The organism is Bryocella elongata (genome assembly GCF_900108185.1).
Classification (GTDB): Bacteria; Acidobacteriota; Terriglobia; order Terriglobales; family Acidobacteriaceae; genus Granulicella; species Granulicella elongata.
Genome location: NZ_FNVA01000002.1, coordinates 379,221 through 393,998 on the forward strand (window position 1 = coordinate 379,221; position 14,778 = coordinate 393,998).

Here is a 14,778-nt window from a genome sequence, read left to right on the forward strand (position 1 = left end):
GCTGGGAGGCTCTAGGCGGCTGGGCCCGTCTGGGGCTTGCCGTTGACGATGACGTTCTCGAACTTGAGGTCGGTGACGCCGGAGGCGGCGAGCTGGTCCTTGTCGCAGGTGACGTCGAAGTCCTTGAGAAGGATGTTGCTGATCTCGGTCTGCCCGGGGTTGGGGCGAATGACGCCGAAGGCTGCGAAGTGGCCTTTGACGCCGGTGAGGCTGATGTTGCGGACGACCGAGTGTGGCGGAGCGGCGCCCTTGAGGTCGAAGTACTGCGACCAGGGCTGGATGGTGAGGATCTGCGGCGCGTCGGCCTCGGAGGTGATGTTGCGGAAGTGGATGTCTTCGTAGTGCTGCGGGGTATCGGGGCGGAGCTTGAGCGTGGCGATGCGGACGCGACCGGTGATTTTGCAGTCCTCGACGAGGACATCGCGGACGATGGTGGCTTCGCTGCCGAGGGTGAGGACGCCGCCGCCGCGCTTGTAGGTACAGTTGCGCACGCGGATGTGCTCGACGGGAGGGCTGGTGAGGTCTTCGAGGGCGTGTGGGCCGCGGGAGCCCTTGCAGGCGATGCAGTCGTCGGTGACGGAGAAGTAGCAGCCGTCGATGGTGACGTTGCGGGAGCTGTCGAGGTCGATGCCGTCGGTGCTGGGGGCCTGCGGATAGTCGTCCGGAACCTGGAAGCGGACGTTGTGCACGAGGACGCCGTCGCAGTGGTAGATGTGGAGGTTCCAGAACTGCGAGTCCTTGAAGGTGACGCCTTCGATCTTCACGCCATGGGAGTTTTCGATGAGCGCAAGGCGGGCGCGGGGGATACCGATGTTGGGGAAGTTTCCGCCTTGCGGCGAGGCCTTGCGCAGCTTCCAGAAGAAGTCCCAGATGGGGCGGCCTGCGCCGTCGAGGGTACCTTCGCCGGTGAGCTGGAAGCCGTCACAGTTCTTGGCGTTGATGAGGGCGGGGGTGAACTTTTCCTCGAAGTGGCCCTCGATGCGGGTGCGCTGGTCGGGAAAGTTCGCGGCGACATCGGTGGAGCACTGGAGCACGGCTCCGGCTTCGAGGTGCAGGTTCACTCCGGGCTTGAAGAAGATGGCTCCGGTGACGAAGGTGCCGGAGGGGACGATGACGGTGCCGCCACCGTGCGCTGCGAGATCATCGATGGCTGCCTGAATGGCCCTGGTGTTGACGGTCGAGCCGTCGGCGAGGGCTCCGTGGTCGGTGATGCTGGACTTTCGCGTGGAGGCGGCGTTCGACTTCCAGGCGGACACCAGCAGGGGGGCAGAGAGCATCCACGACATGAAGCGGCGGCGGGGGTAGGTGGGGCTGGGCATGGGCTCCTCTGGCTTCCTTGGGACTTCTCTGGATGCTCTGGACGTTTGCGTCAGAGACAGCATCGCAGATGGGATGCCCGGGTGTCGTCGCGGTGAGGATGTTCCGTGCTTCGATATTCGGCTTGTGGTGAGCCTCTCAGGCGGGCTCCGCGCGTTTTATGCGGAGGTTATTGATCGCGTAGTTCAGGTACTTCGGATTGAGCGAGACGGGCTCTTCTGCGAAGTTACAGGAGCCGACGACCTGGTCGAGGACGAATCGCGGCTGGAAGGCTGCGAGGTCGAGACCCTTTTCAACCTTGATGCGATGGACGATGGCGTCGAGCATCGCTTCGTCGACCGGGATGCCGTGGGAGAGGCATTCCTTCGCGAGGATCTTCTTGAAGAGGGCGACGGAGGGCGAGCCAATCTCGATCTTGTACGGCAGGCGGCGGAGGAAGGCCGGGTCCATGAGGTCTTCGGGATCGAGGTTGGTGGAGAAGATGACGAGCTCGTCGAAGGGGATGCTGAAGCTCTTGCCGGTGTGGAGCTTCAGGTAGTCGAGGCGGCTTTCGAGCGGCACAATCCAACGGTTGAGGAGGTTGGCGGGGCTGACGAGCTGCCGTCCGAAGTCGTCGATGACGAAGCAGCCGCCGAGCGCCTTCATGTGCAGCGGAGCTTCGTAGAGCTTGGACGTGGGGTCGTAGCGGAGATCGAGCATCTCGAGCGTGAGCTCGCCGCCGGCGACGACGAAGGGACGCTTACAGGCGACCCAGCGGGCGTCGACTTCCTCGCCCCGAAGGATCGAGGGCGCGCGGGTGTCGGACGCGGAGTTGGGCTTGATCGCGATGTGGACGCTGGGATCAAAGACGCGGATCGTCTGGCCCTCGACGGTGACGGCATAGGGGATGTAGACGATGTCCTTGAATACGTCGGCGAGGCGGAGCGCGAAGGTTGTTTTGCCGTTGCCGGGAGGACCATAGAGAAGGATGGCGCGGCCGGAGTTCAGGGCGGGGCCGGATTGCTCGAGCAGCTCCTCTTCGATGTTGAGGTCGCCGATGCGCTGGCGAACCAGGTCGAAGGTCACGATCTCGTTGGTGATCTTCTGCTGGTTGACCTGCAGGTTGAACTGCTTGAGGGTTACGGGCGCGGGCCCGTTGTACTGGGACTTTTCGAGGGCATAGTTGGCGAAACGCTTTCCTTCTTCGGTGAGGTCATAGGTCATCACGGCAGAGTTGTCTGCGCGCACGCCCTTGGCGTAGAGAAGCTTGCGTTCCACCGCCAGGCGGACGAGGTCGGTGACGATGAATCCGGGGAGCTTGATGGCATCGCCGAACTCGCTGGCGGAGCGAAGGCGGAAGGCGTGGATCTGCTTGATGAGGAGCTCAGTGAGGTCCGTTTCATCGAGGCCTGTGGCTTCGATGGTCTTGGGCTCTACGGGAAACTTGGCGAGGAACGCAGCTAGGGCCTCCGGGGTGAGAGCACCTGCGGCGACGAGGTGTTCTCCGAGGCGGCCGCCCTGGCGCACCTGCCGGTCGAGGGCCTCGTCGAGCTGCTCCGGCGTGATGAGGTTGGCCAGAACCAGCAGATTTCCAAGCTGCATTCGCACAGCGGTACGTCCTCCGGGAAGCTCTTCGGTGAAGAGGCCGCTTTGATTCTGCCTGAAGAGGCGGGGGAGAGCCCTTCCACGAAGGCGGACGTTACTGGTGGGTGCGATCCGTGGGCGGTTGTGGCGCCTGCAATGGGAGATTGCTGGTAGAGGCTTTGGCGCGCTGCTCTCAGCGCGGAGTCACGCGACTTCGATGGACTGGCTGGCGAAGGTCTTGTCTTCTTCAGTGCTGCCGGTGAGGAGGAAGCTGTTGGTGATCTGCGCTGTGCCGGTGGTCTTATCACCATCGACGGAGGTGATGACGTAGGCGCAGCCGAACCAGTGGGCCTCGTTGAAGTCGGTGATGGACCACTGGGCGGGGTGGTCGGGGTGGGAGTGGTAGAAGCCGACGATGTCGAGGCCGGCGTTGCGGGCCTCGCGCTGGGCCTTGAGGAGCTCCTGCGGGGCGATGTGGTAGCGGTTGTGGGCGGAGTCGGTGCGGGTGTTGCCGGCGCGGATGAGCTGTTGGACGGAGAGGGACTCGTCTTCTCCGGTTTCGCTGTGGGCACTCGCTTTGCCGAGCATGATGCCGCAGCACTCGTTGGGGTAGGTCTCTTCGCCGTGGGCGCGGAGCTGGTCGTAGAGGGATTGCGGGATGTGCAGGGTGCTCATGGCAGGTCTCGGGGTATCTCACCGGTTGCGGAAGCCTTGAATTCGGGGATCCTTCGGTAGTGCCTCAGTTTGAAATTCGCTAGGGTCGGTGTAGAAACGAGAGGCCCGCTGCTATAGCGGGCCTCTCGTTTGAGCGGTTGTCCTTCTTTAATCTAGATTGTTTGGACTTCCATTGTGTCCATGTCAACTCGCATTTGCTCGGGACGATACTCGTCTACGAGCCATTCGAAGGATTGCACGCCCTCTTCGGTGCGTTCTTTCAATCCGTCGCCTAACGCCAAAACTACAGATCGGATGAGGCGTTCACTTTGTGGTCCGATCTTCTGCTTGCCATTTTCCCAATTGGATAGTGTGCTTCTATCGGTAGCGATCAGCTTAGCGAACTCAGTCGCACTCATTTTGAGGTATTTCCGTAGAAATCTAACCTCCTCGCCGTTCAGACGATATTTGCGCGTGGCGATATGCCACGCAAGTGCGGCCATTAGGTCATTGACGTTCGGAATCACGGGATCGGTATTCCCGCACTCTTTGCACGTCAACAGCTCAATTCCTGTGAGCGTGACGTTATTCAGCCCACTCTCACGAAACTGATATACCCCTTGTGTGGTGGCAGATTCAGAACCGCAATTGCTGCAGTCCACGTGTCCTCCTCCTCCTCGTTATTCGTCCCTTGCCTTCGCTGCTACGGAGAAAACCGTAATGAGGAAAGCCCGGGAAACACTCTTAAAACTGAAGACAATGACGAGGTACTTGCCTCCAGGCTCATGTCCCTCGACCCGATACTTCCATTCACCTGTTTTGATGTCTGGTTCTGGTGGATCGAGTACTCTTCCTGATTTCAGAACGACCCATGCATCCTCAAAGGTAAGGTCTTCCTGCAATAGTTCGTCCCTGAAATGGCGACCCGGGACGATTTCACCGCCTCCTTGAAGACAAAACCGGAGGAGGTCTTGCGCCTCTAGTACGGTGTTAACTATCGTCCGTCTCTCCATAATGTGACATTTTACCAACGTGTGGTCTTTTGTCAACTAAAGTTGTAGAGGAGATCGTCCCGTATCGGACCTCACCCTTGCTTTCGCTTGTAAGGGCCACGCTTCTTGGCGACTGGCTCTGGCAGGAGCGCGATCAGCTCTTCGACCGACCAGACGTGCCCGGAGAGTCCAGCCGATCCTTCGCCTTCGGCTCAGGATGACGGCAAAGAACGGGGCTATCGGGCGGTCCCCAGCTTGGCTTCCAAGTCCTTGTCCGCGGCGATGGTTTCCTGCCAGAAGTGTTCGCTGAGGTACTTGTCGGCGGAGTCGCAGAGGATGGTGACGATGACGGCGTCGCGGCCGGCGGCGGCTTCTTCTTCGGCGACCTGGAGGGCAGCGGCGCAGGCTGCGGCGGCGGAGATGCCGACGAGCAGGCCGGCGTTGCGGCCGAGCCACTTGGCCATGGCGTAGGCGCGCTCGGTGGCCATGGGGAGGTCGCGGTCGGCGAGCTTGTCGTCGTAGATGGGCGGGACGATGGCCGTTTCCATGTGCTTGAGGCCCTCGAGGCCGTGGAAGGGCGAGTCGGGCTGCATGGAGATGCACTGGATGGCGGGGTTGAACTCGCGCAGGCGGCGGGTGGTGCCCATGAAGGTGCCGGAGGTGCCGAGCGACGCGACGAAGTGGGTGATGGCGCCTTCGGTCTGCTGCCATATCTCGGGTGCGGTGGTGCGGTAGTGGGCGAGCCAGTTGTTGTCGTTGCCGTACTGGTCGGCGTAGAAGTAGCGCTCGGGGTCGGCGGTTGCGAGTTCGCGGGCTTTGCGGATGGCTCCGTCTGAGCCGTCGGCAGGGTCGGTCCAGACGATCTCGGCGCCGTAGGCCTTGAGGATGCGCTTGCGCTCGGGTGAGACGTTGGAGGGCATGCAGAGGTGCACGGGGAAGCCGAGCGCTGCGCCGAGCATGGCATAGGCGATGCCGGTGTTGCCGCTGGTGGCGTCGAGGAGGATTTTTTGATTGCTGGCCGCGCCTGGCGTGAGTTTGCCTTCGGCGATGGCGGCTCGAATGATCGAAGAGGCGGCGCGGTCCTTGACGGAGCCACCGGGGTTGGCCCACTCCGCCTTGCCATAGATGTGGATGTTCACGCCGTACTGCGCGTTGAGGCGGGCTGTGAGGGCGTCGAGCTGGAGGAGCGGGGTGTTGCCGATGCGGTCGAGGAGTCCCACGCCGAGGGGGTTGGTTGTCGAAGGGGCGGTGCTGATCATCGGTGTGTCTGTCATCGCGGAGGCCATGTTGTCTCTTGGATGATCTTATGGGCGGCGAAGGAGCGGGTTGCTGGTCGCAGAAACCCACATCTCAAAGGCGAGATGTGGGGCACCCTGTTCCTGGGGAACCTTGGAGACTCGTGGTGACTTAGCCCGGGTCGAGAGTCCGGACCCGGGGCACCCTGATGGTGGAGGCCCTAGGCGGCGGCGGGCATCTCGGGCTCGATGCCCATGAGCTTGAGGTGGTGGGCGAGGTGCTTCACGTAATCCTTGGCGAGGTGCTCGAGGGTGGTGGGCATCTCCGCGCCGATCTTGCAGACGGTCTGGAGTTTGGCCTCGGGGATGTGGGCGATGACGTGGGCCAGGAGGCGGTTGTAGGCGAGGAAGAGGTCGACGAGCATGGCCCAGCTGGCGGTCTGGAACTGCTGGACGCGGATGTTGCCGTTCTGGTCGTAGCCGGGGAAGTTGAGCTCGCGCTGGAGGCTGGCGCGGACGATGCGCTGGTGGTTGTTGGAGGCCGAATCGATGAGGTGGCCGAGGAGCTGGCGTCGGCTCCATCCGCCGGCACGGACGGGAGACGTGGTGGTGGAGTCGTCGACCTGGGCGAGCTGCGGAGCGGCGGCCTCGATGAGGGAGAGAAGCTTGCGGCTAAGGGAGTGCATCGGTACATCCTCCGGGGCAATTTCGCGGCTGCGGCGGCTTCCGAAAAAGGAGTGTCGTGACGTTTTCTTTGAGGGAAAACGCCTCATGCCAGTCCTTCCCCGGCTCTACCTACAGCAGGAAATGCTTGTGGGTCGGGCAAAAAGGGCGACTCTGGAGTGCCCCGCGCCGGGATTGGAGCATTGAAGCGCGGTGCCTGGATGTGCGAAAGTTGGGTTAGAGTCTCACGCGGAAATGGCGTTGTAAAGCCTGCTTCGCGAAAACGAAGGTCTGGATACGATGCCAAGAACCGTAACGGTTCCAAGTTTTGACGAAGTGCTCTCGCGCCTCGGCGATGAGAAATTTGACGTTTCACCAGCCACAGAAGGTGCAAATCGTGTGGCCGGTGCTCGCCGGGTGAGCAAATATGGCTGCGCGGCAGAGATTGCGCCGAGCGACGTGAAGGATGCGCCGGTGCGCTTGCTGGCGCGTTCGGGCTGGGTGCTGGCGGGGGAGATCTCTCGCCTGACGGACCGGGGATACCAGAAGTTCTTCAAGACCTCGAAGTTAGAGGTTCCGGCGACGGCGGATGCGCTGACAGCGCTGCACAAGTTCGATGAAGAGCTGAAGAACGCGATCGGCGCGCAAGAGCTTTATAACGAAGCGATGGGCACGACGAGCGACAAGTACATCTATGACCGGCTGAAGGGGCGGGCGTAGATATAGTTTTTTTGATTTCGCGGGAACGGTTTGCGCCGTATTTCAGTCTATCCATCGGGCAGTCTTCGAGGAGGACCGAGATGCGGCGTTTCGCGTTGCTGGGTGTGGTGGCCGGAGTCCTGAGCGCTACGGCGTGGGCGCAGCAGAGGAGCACGGAGCAGCCTCCGCCTCTGCCGCTGAAGCCGATCGCGATGCCGGCGGACCGTGAGGCGGATTCTTATGCAATCTACTCGCAGCTGCTGCCTCATGGGTTGATCGAATGGGCCGACGCAGAGCGGACCGTGTGGCTGGTGGAGGACACGACAACTACGTCCGTTCGCAGTGATGAGCCTTGCGATCCTGCGCCGGGAGAGGGAGGCGGCGGGATTTCGATGAGTCCGAATCGTGCGATCCAGGTTCCTCCGGAGCGAGAGCTGGAGTGGCGCGCGCTGCTGGCCGACTTCGATGCGCACTGCCACGAGCGCCTCGCGCTGTCGGCCGATCGGCTCCAGCCGGGCCTGCCCGTGCACCTGATGGATGAAGCGGCGATGGCCCGCTATCGATCGACGCGGATGGGGGTTACACAGGAACAGGCGAGCCAGCTGAACGCGCACGAGTTCGATGGAGCGGCAGGGATGCACAGCTTCAGCGAGGTGTACTTCACGCCGGATCATCGCCTCGCACTGGTGCACACGGGAATGTGGTGCGGCGGGCTGTGCGGGATGTGGGCGTGGGTGGTGCTGGAGCACGTCGACGGAAAGTGGAAGCCGCTGCCGTGGGTGCACAGCTTCACGATCTCGTGAGCGCACAGGCCGTTTACCGAAGCTGGCGGGTCGTGGTTCTGTAGAGCGATGAGGTCTTGAGGTCGCCCGCTTTGCGGGCTGGAGCGATGAGGAGAAGCCGGTCCTTCCCCATTCGCTTCGCTCAGGGGCAGGATGAAAAGGCGAGAGAGCGGGCTGACTGCCGGGTTGGCTGCCAGGTCAGCGGCGGGAGCGTTGCCACTCGCGGTAGGCTTCGCTCTTGCCAAGTCCGCGGGATTTGGCGACTCGCTTGAGGGCGTCTTTTTCGGAGAGGCCTTCGGTGCGGATGAGGTGGGTGACCTCGTCGGCGATGGTCTTGACTGACGAGTCCTCGTCGCTGTGCCGGAGTGTGCCGTCGAGCATGAGGACCATCTCGCCGCGGATGCTGGGGCGGGCGGAGAGCGTCGCGAGGACCTCGGCGGCGGTTCCGCGCAGGAACTCTTCGTGCAGCTTGGTGAGCTCTCGGGCGAGGGCGATGCGGTGTTGCGGGCCGAAGACGGCGACGACGTCTTCGAGGGCACCGAGGATGCGGTGCGGGGTCTCGTAGAAGAGGTGGGTGGCCGGGCCAGGGTTCAGGGCCCAGGGGCCAGGGTTCAGAGGGCCGGAGGCCAGTGAGAGGCGGAGGGCTTCGAGGACGGTCTTGCGGGCGCCTTCCTTGGCGGGAAGGAAGCCGTGGAAGGCGAAGCTTTCGGTGCTGAGGCCGCTGGCGATCAGGCCGCTGAGGGCGGCGTTGGCTCCGGGGATGGGATAGACAGCTACGCCCGCGGCGATGGCTTCGCGGACGAGGACCGAGCCGGGGTCGGCGATGGCGGGGGTGCCGGCGTCGGAGACGATGGCGATGCGGGCACCGGCTTTGAGGGCCGTGATGAGCTCGGAGGCACGGCCGGTCTCGTTGTGGTCGTGATAGCTGACGGTGGGGACGCGGAGGCCGAAGTGCGAGAGCAGCTTGGCGGTCTGGCGCGTGTCCTCGCAGGCGATGCGGTCGACCGAGGCGAGGACGCGCAGGGCGCGCAGGGTGATGTCCTCGAGGTTCCCGATGGGTGTGGCGACCAGGTAGAGGCCGGGAGCTAAAAGTGAGGGATTAGGGATTAGGGATAAGGGATTAGGGGCCACGGGCAAGTGGTCAGAAGGTGCGCCAGGGGTCTCGTCGCTCACTGCTGCTCGCGCTCCGCGGCGATCTGCTGGGAGCGCAGCAGGGAGGCGACCTGGGCGGCGCGTCCGAGGCTCTGGGGCGTCAGGATGCCGAGCATGGCGCCATCTTCGATGACGGGGATGAACTCGCTGGCTCCGAGTGCGGCGGCGCGGCGGAGGGCTTCGCCCAGCTTCTCTCCGGGAGATGCGAACTGGAGGGTGCGGGTCATGATGCCCTGCAGGTAGCCGTCGCCTTCGACCATGAGGCGATTGATGAGGGTGGCCCGGGCGACGGAGCCGACGAGGAAGTTGCCGCGCATGACGGGGAAGACGTCCTGCAGGCTGTGGGCGGTGTGGTCGAGTGCGCTGCGGAGGGTGTCGGTGGTGGAAAGCAGCGTGTACTCGGTGAGCATCACGTCGCGGACGAGGATCTCGGCTGCCGTGGATGTGGCTGCGGGCTGGGCGAGGGTGATTTGCGAGTAGAGCAGGAGGAACGCCCCGCAGAGAACCAGCCAGAGGTGCATCGGGAGGACGATGCCGCCGATAATCATGGCCAGCGCCAGGAAGCTGCCGGCGTTGAGGGTGGGAACGCGAAGGCCTGAAGGAGCCTGCTCCTCATCCTTGCGGGCGTTGCCGGGCTGCGAGGCGGGGGTGTCGTCGGCCTTGGCGCGGCGTGAGTTGAAGAAGCGCTGCGAGGTGAGCGTGGAGACGGGCAGCAGGCCGACGGCTCCGAGGATGAACTGTGACCAGATGAGGCTGCGCAGGATGTACTGGACGGAGATCCAGGGGGTTGCGAGGAGCGACACGTGGCCGTCGATGGCATAGGCTGCGGCGAGCAATACAAGTCCGACCGCGAAGTTTGCGAAGGGGCCGGCGGCGCTGACCAGTCGCGTGCTCGAACTCTTCGGTTCAGGCTGTCCCGGCATGGGAGCGAGCGCCATGATGCCGCCGACGGGAAGAAGGAAGATGGCTCGCACGCGAAGGCCGCTGTAAACGGCTGCGAGGGAGCGTGCGGCCTCGCGGATGACGACGGCGAGGCATAAGACAAGCCAAAGTCCGAGGCCGCGCCACGAGCTCTGATGCAACAGCGTGGCGTACATGAGCGAGAGCAGCAGGAGCAGAGGAAAGCTCAGGTGCACGCGCACATCGACACCGAAGAAACGGCCCAGCGGAATGGAGGAGCGCAGCACATGGTTATTGTAGAGGTTGGAGAAGAACGGACACACGTATGCGCGTCATTGCTGGAGAGTATCGGTCCCGCCTGCTTGCGGCGCCATGTGGATTGGACACGCGTCCGACGAGCGACAAGCTGCGCGGCACGTTGTTCAATGTGCTGGGGCCGCGCCTCGTGGGGGTGCGGTTTGCGGATCTGTATGCGGGCTCGGGCGCGGTGGGGATTGAAGCGATCAGCCGTGGTGCGGAGTTTGTGTGGTTCGCGGAGAATGCAAGGCCTGCGGCAACGGCGATTCGCGACAACCTGCGCACGCTGAAGATTGCTTCGGGCTATGCGCTGGAGGATCGCGGAGCGCGGAAGCTGCTGGAGTCGCTGACGAAGAAGGGGACTGCGCTGGATGTGGTCTTCCTCGACCCGCCGTATGAGGAAGGACGCGAGTATGAGGAGACGCTGGGGTATCTCGGGCGGAACGCTGCTGCGTTGCTCAATGCGGAGGCCGTTGTGGTGGCAGAGCACTCGCGCAAGAAGCCGTTGACGGAGCGATATGGGAAGCTCATGCGGACTCGCGTGCTGGAGCAGGGTGAGGCGGCGTTGAGTTTTTATGGGGTGGAGCAGGGGGAGTAGGAAGCGGCGCTCGACGTTGTACGTTGTGCGTTCTACGTTGTACGAGGGGCCATCGCAATTACGTATAACGTACAACGCACAACGGAGTTCTTACCGTTGAAAGCCTCCGCCTTCATGGGCGCCGGTCTTGAGATCGACGGTGAAGGGGACGTCCCTGTTGCTCATCATGTTCCAGCCGGTGCCGTGGAGCTTGCCTTCGGCGATATCGGTCATGGAAAGGCCTTCCCAGGTGAGGCGGGCGGACTCCCAGCGGATGCCGTTGGCGTCCAGCGCGAGCACGTTGTGGAATCCGGCGAGCAGCAGCAGGCCGGTGGGTTCTTCGTCTGACGGGGAAACGGCTGCGATCGCTACGACTGGCTTGAGCTGGATGTGCAGCGCGCGGTCGGGGGTAAGGGTGTTGACCAGGTAGGCGTAGCCACCGGCGACGGCGAGCATCTCGTCGCGCGCGGGGCAGGCGAAGACGCCGGTGGGCAGTGAGCGATCCTTGAAGCCAAGCGAGCAGGTTGCGAGAAAGTTGCCGCCTGCGCGCGGCTGCACATTGAGCAGCATCGCTCCGCGGGCGAGAGCTTCCTCCTCACCGGGGACGAGCTGTGGGTAGGTGAAGTGGCGCGTGGGCAGGATCATGGGCGGCGCGGCGAGGATCTGCGCGGTCCAGGTGCGGGAAAAGGTGTCGAGCGTGGGTGGTGCGAGGGGCATGCTTTGGTTCTCGATGCTTCTGAGCGCGAAAGGGAGCGATTGCTGTAGAGGTGCGAGGTGGCGAGGGGCTCGCTTCGCGAGCCGGAGGTTTGAGGGAGATGCCTAGCGGAGGTGTTCCCAGCCTTGCGGCTTGAGGGGAATGCTTTTGCCTGACGTCGATATCAGGGTGAGGAGGGGCCTGCGGGGCAGCTTGTCGGTGATGCGGCCGATGCAGGTGATGGGGACACCGGCGATGGAGCGGGGGAGCTTCGTGCCGGGTCTGGCGGTGAAGAGGAGCTCGTAGTCCTCTCCGCCGTGGAGCGCGGCGTGGAGGCGGGCTGTGGCATCGGGGAGCAGCGTCTGGGTGAGCGGATGGAGCGGAAGTGCCGTTTCGTCGATCTCGGCGGCGACGTTGGAGGCTTCGCAGAGGTGGGTGAGGTCGGTGGAGAGGCCGTCGGAGAGGTCCATGGCGGCGGTCGCGAGGCGGCGGCGGAGCAGGGCCTGGCCGACGGCGAGGCGGGGCTGGGGGAAGTAGTGGGGTGAGGGGCCAGGGCTCAGGGGCCTGGGCTCGGAGGGCGGCGTGGCGAGGAGCGGTTGCAGTTCGGCGGCGGCGCCACCGAGGGCTCCGGTGACGTAGAGCAGGTCCCCGGGGCGGCCGGTGCTGCGACGGAGGGCTTGTCCGGTGGGCGTGCCGCCGAGGAGGACGATGTCGGCGAGTACAGCGTCGGAGGGGGACTCGCTGGTGTCGCCGCCGGCGAGGGGGACGTTGTGGAGCTTCGCCAGGGTGAGCAGGCCCTCGAGGAAGCCGTCGAGGAATCGGGTGTCAGTTGCGGCGGACTTCGGTAGCGCGAGTGACAGGAAGGCTGCGAGCGGGGTGGCGCCCATGGCGGCGAGGTCGGAGAGGCCGCGCGCGAGGGTGCGGTGGCCGATGCTCTGCGGGGTGTGCCAGTCGCGGCGGAAGTGGCGGCCTTCGAGGGAGAAGTCCGTGGTGACGACGAGCTCCTGCCCGCGGGGGACACGGAGGATGGCGCAGTCGTCGCCGATGCCGAGCCGGAGAGCTCGCGAGGGCTGAGCTTCGGTGCGGCGGCGGATGCGGTCGATGAGGGCGAGCTCGCCGGAGATGCGGGGGACTGCCATTTGCTCTTAAGCCTACTGGAGGCGAGGGGGGGAAGAGGGGCGGTGCTTCCGATGAGTTCGAGGCACCGAGGGGTGTTGGCGTTCATGGGAATCCTGCGAACCCACATGCCGGAAGCGAGATGCGGGGCACCCGGTCTGTGGGGGAGCTGGGTGTTGGTGGCCGGAAAAGGAGAATGTTCGATCGAGTGGCGAGTGGCGAGTTGCCAGATGCTGGGCAATTTGACTTGCCACTTGTCACGTATCACTTGCCACTGGTCTTACTGTCTGGCGAGGATCTCGTAGACGGGTTTGTTGTCGGCGAAGACACGCCATTCCTGCAGCTTCCGGTTGCGGATGATGACCTTGAAGGCGGCTGGTGTCTGCCAGCTCGTGGCGCGGATGGTTCCGCCGACCATGCCGGTGGCGAGGACGAGTTCGCCGTCGGTGAGGACGTCGGAGAGGCGGATCCAGTAGTCGGGGCACATGGCGAAGTAACCGCGCCAGGCGGTGCGGGCGGCGACGGCGCTCTCCAGGCGGTGGCCGACGGAGTCGATGAAGACGTGATCGCGGGGGAGGAGCGCGAAGATGGCGTCAAGGTTATGGGCGTTGATGGCTGCGACGAAGTTCTCTACGGACTCCTGTGGGTTCTCCTGCTGGACCGGTGTGGGCTCCTGCGGGGTCATGGTGTGCTCCTGGGGAAGTTCTCTCTGGAAAAGGGGACAACCCCGATTGTCCCAAAGATATGAGCGGAACTGTAGGCGGGAACCTTGCTGGGCTCCTCTACGTCCGTTAACATGACAGGTACGAGCTTGTTTCGTACCGGACGGCGTGGGGTGGGCCCCGTCGGCGGAGACTGCGCGAGCAGACCATACCCATGGGCTGCCCTACGGGGTGGATTGTGGATTCCGGTCGGCGCGTTGAAGCTGGGACCGCCGTGGGCCCTCCTTGTAGTGGGGAGTGCCTGCGCGCGCATACGGAAGACGAGGCGGCTGCATTTGCGGAAGCGTTACATCGAGTACGTGACACACGGAGAGGACGGAACCGCAGAGCGGGTTCTGGTTCCCATGCGTTATGTCTACGGCTTTGCCGCTGCGGCGCTGATGGGGCTGTTTACCTTTGCCGGGATGGCGGGCAGTTATAGCCGGATGCTGGTGAAGGCGGAGACGGTCAATCGCCTGCGCGAAGAACTTGCGATGAGCCGCCGCGACTACCAGCACCTGGAAAAACAGACCCACGAGAAGGACGTTCAGGCAGCGAGCCTTGGCTCCCTGGCGACCGAAGTCTCTGCGATCTACGGTCTGACGGCGGGCAAGCTGACGCTGCCACACGGTCTGAATGTGGGAAAGTTCGCTCCAGCCAAGGCGAAGAGCGGAAAGCCCGAGGCGGTGGCTGTGGCTGCGGCACAAGCTGCGCTCAAGGACGATACGGCCTTCTTCAACGACGAAAGCTACATGAAGTCGCTGGATACGTACGTGGCGCTGAAGGACACGGCTGCGACGGGTGGGTTGTTGTCGGTGACGCAGGTTGAGCCGGGGCTGGCGACTCGCGCGGCGCTGAGCAACTTTGCCAACCTGGACACGAGCATCGGCGGCAATACCCCGGACATGTGGCCCGTGATAGGGCCGATCAATTCTGGCTTTGGCGAGCGTGAAGACCCGATCCTGGGCAGCGGCGAAGGCGAGTTCCACAAGGGAGTCGACATTGGCGCGCCGAACGGCACGCCGGTGCATGCTCCGGCTGCGGGGCGGGTGGTGAAGGCCGGCATGGGCTCGGGCTATGGCCGCGAGATTGCCATCGATCACGGCAATGGAATCACCACGGTGTACGGCCATCTTTCGGGCTATAACGTTGTGCCGGGGCAGATGGTGGCCAAGGGCGAAGTCATCGGCTATGTGGGCCATTCGGGCCGCACGACAGGCTTCCATCTGCACTACGAGGTACAGATCCGCGGCACGGCTGTGAACCCGCACAAGTATCTGCGGACGACGATGGCGTCGCTGGGCGGGGAAGCCCCTTAGAAGCAGCAGGACAGCGAATAGCAGAACAGCAGAACAGCTAGAGCAGAGCGGCGGAACCGGTGGACTGGTTCCGCCGCTTCTTTTGGTGGTTCGGCTAGAGGTTCTGGGGAGGTCCGC

Annotated in this window: 15 protein-coding genes; 4 read left to right on the top strand and 11 right to left on the bottom strand. The window is 63.8% G+C overall.

Annotation, left to right across the window (positions count from 1 at the left end):
• Window positions 1-11: 11 nt before the first annotated feature.
• From C4S68_RS07885 to C4S68_RS07915, 6 genes are all read right to left on the bottom strand, one after another.
• Window positions 12-1,319, bottom strand: a complete 1,308-nt coding sequence (locus C4S68_RS07885) for a glycoside hydrolase family 28 protein (protein WP_160115057.1) — start codon at window positions 1,317-1,319, stop codon at window positions 12-14.
• 136 nt (window positions 1,320-1,455) lie between these two features.
• Window positions 1,456-2,898, bottom strand: coding sequence for an ATP-binding protein (locus tag C4S68_RS07890; RefSeq protein WP_103932508.1), 1,443 nt, complete (start codon window positions 2,896-2,898; stop codon window positions 1,456-1,458).
• A gap of 186 nt (window positions 2,899-3,084) precedes the next feature.
• Window positions 3,085-3,555, bottom strand: a complete 471-nt coding sequence (locus tag C4S68_RS07895) for a Mov34/MPN/PAD-1 family protein (RefSeq protein WP_103932509.1) — start codon at window positions 3,553-3,555, stop codon at window positions 3,085-3,087.
• Between the two features lie 152 nt (window positions 3,556-3,707).
• The gene (locus tag C4S68_RS07900) at window positions 3,708-4,196 is read right to left on the bottom strand and encodes a helix-turn-helix domain-containing protein (protein WP_103932510.1); all 489 of its coding nucleotides are present in this window, start codon (window positions 4,194-4,196) and stop codon (window positions 3,708-3,710) included.
• A gap of 566 nt (window positions 4,197-4,762) precedes the next feature.
• On the bottom strand, window positions 4,763-5,812 hold the full coding sequence (locus tag C4S68_RS07910; RefSeq protein ID WP_235011448.1) for a PLP-dependent cysteine synthase family protein: 1,050 nt from the start codon (window positions 5,810-5,812) through the stop codon (window positions 4,763-4,765).
• Between the two features lie 170 nt (window positions 5,813-5,982).
• A complete protein-coding gene (locus C4S68_RS07915) occupies window positions 5,983-6,447 on the bottom strand; it encodes a DinB family protein (protein ID WP_160115058.1) in 465 nt (154 codons plus the stop codon).
• A 376-nt stretch (window positions 6,448-6,823) separates the two neighbouring features.
• Here C4S68_RS07915 and C4S68_RS07920 point away from each other — a divergent pair, with 376 nt between their 5' ends.
• Both C4S68_RS07920 and C4S68_RS07925 read left to right on the top strand, forming a co-directional pair.
• Window positions 6,824-7,144 carry a hypothetical protein gene (locus C4S68_RS07920; RefSeq protein WP_235011449.1) on the top strand — a complete coding sequence of 107 codons (321 nt, stop codon included), beginning with the start codon at window positions 6,824-6,826 and terminating at the stop codon, window positions 7,142-7,144.
• A gap of 80 nt (window positions 7,145-7,224) precedes the next feature.
• The gene (locus C4S68_RS07925; RefSeq protein WP_103932514.1) at window positions 7,225-7,926 is read left to right on the top strand and encodes a hypothetical protein; all 702 of its coding nucleotides are present in this window, start codon (window positions 7,225-7,227) and stop codon (window positions 7,924-7,926) included.
• A gap of 177 nt (window positions 7,927-8,103) precedes the next feature.
• Here the strand turns inward: C4S68_RS07925 and rsmI are convergent, their stop codons facing one another.
• Together rsmI and C4S68_RS07935 are read right to left on the bottom strand one after the other, a co-directional pair.
• Window positions 8,104-9,012 carry a 16S rRNA (cytidine(1402)-2'-O)-methyltransferase gene (gene rsmI, locus C4S68_RS07930; RefSeq protein WP_103932776.1) on the bottom strand — a complete coding sequence of 303 codons (909 nt, stop codon included), beginning with the start codon at window positions 9,010-9,012 and terminating at the stop codon, window positions 8,104-8,106.
• A 62-nt stretch (window positions 9,013-9,074) separates the two neighbouring features.
• Window positions 9,075-10,280 (bottom strand): site-2 protease family protein, encoded by a 1,206-nt coding sequence (locus C4S68_RS07935; protein ID WP_103932515.1) that lies wholly within the window; start codon window positions 10,278-10,280, stop codon window positions 9,075-9,077.
• 2 nt (window positions 10,281-10,282) lie between these two features.
• Here C4S68_RS07935 and rsmD point away from each other — a divergent pair, with 2 nt between their 5' ends.
• Window positions 10,283-10,852, top strand: a complete 570-nt coding sequence (gene rsmD / locus C4S68_RS07940; protein ID WP_103932516.1) for a 16S rRNA (guanine(966)-N(2))-methyltransferase RsmD — start codon at window positions 10,283-10,285, stop codon at window positions 10,850-10,852.
• Between the two features lie 90 nt (window positions 10,853-10,942).
• Here the strand turns inward: rsmD and C4S68_RS07945 are convergent, their stop codons facing one another.
• The 3 genes from C4S68_RS07945 to C4S68_RS07955 all read right to left on the bottom strand — a co-directional run bounded on the left by C4S68_RS07945 (window position 10,943) and on the right by C4S68_RS07955 (window position 13,326).
• The gene (locus tag C4S68_RS07945) at window positions 10,943-11,548 is read right to left on the bottom strand and encodes a hypothetical protein (RefSeq protein WP_103932517.1); all 606 of its coding nucleotides are present in this window, start codon (window positions 11,546-11,548) and stop codon (window positions 10,943-10,945) included.
• Between the two features lie 102 nt (window positions 11,549-11,650).
• Window positions 11,651-12,664, bottom strand: coding sequence for a thiamine-phosphate kinase (thiL, locus tag C4S68_RS07950; protein WP_103932518.1), 1,014 nt, complete (start codon window positions 12,662-12,664; stop codon window positions 11,651-11,653).
• 257 nt (window positions 12,665-12,921) lie between these two features.
• Window positions 12,922-13,326 (bottom strand): nuclear transport factor 2 family protein, encoded by a 405-nt coding sequence (locus C4S68_RS07955; RefSeq protein WP_103932519.1) that lies wholly within the window; start codon window positions 13,324-13,326, stop codon window positions 12,922-12,924.
• A 312-nt stretch (window positions 13,327-13,638) separates the two neighbouring features.
• On the opposite strand from C4S68_RS07955, the gene C4S68_RS07960 reads away from it, so the two are divergent.
• Window positions 13,639-14,661, top strand: a complete 1,023-nt coding sequence (locus C4S68_RS07960) for a M23 family metallopeptidase (RefSeq protein WP_103932520.1) — start codon at window positions 13,639-13,641, stop codon at window positions 14,659-14,661.
• Window positions 14,662-14,778: the final 117 nt, after the last annotated feature.